Consider the following 297-nt stretch of genomic DNA (forward strand, 5'->3'; position numbering starts at 1 on the left):
AGGCAAGACAACGCCGCCATGGACATTTTTCAGATACGGGGATAAGTCGATGGTGCACTTGACGTGGATCGAACACGTGGCCTCTCCCTTACCAAGGGAGTGCTCTACCACTGAGCTAAAAGGGCTGATTGGAACTACTTTTTGGTGTTTGCACACCAGACTGCAACAACACTGGAGCGGGTGAAGGGAATCGAACCCTCGTCATAAGCTTGGAAGGCTTCAGCTCTACCATTGAGCTACACCCGCGAGGTATTGGTTCAATTCAATTCATCTTTACTGCGCCACTCAGTCTTCTTG

The 297-nt window shown here is 50.2% G+C and carries 2 tRNA genes; both read right to left on the reverse strand.

What is annotated here, in order from left to right:
• Nucleotides 1–50 precede the first annotated feature (50 nt).
• Nucleotides 51–125: transfer RNA gene (locus V3391_RS17695), tRNA-Thr, on the reverse strand.
• 47 nt (nucleotides 126–172) lie between these two features.
• Nucleotides 173–246 (reverse strand) — tRNA-Gly (locus tag V3391_RS17700).
• Between the last annotated feature and the right edge of the window lie 51 nt (nucleotides 247–297).

The sequence above is a fragment of the Luteimonas flava genome, from assembly GCF_036584485.1.
In the GTDB taxonomy this organism is placed as follows: domain Bacteria; phylum Pseudomonadota; class Gammaproteobacteria; order Xanthomonadales; family Xanthomonadaceae; genus Luteimonas; species Luteimonas flava.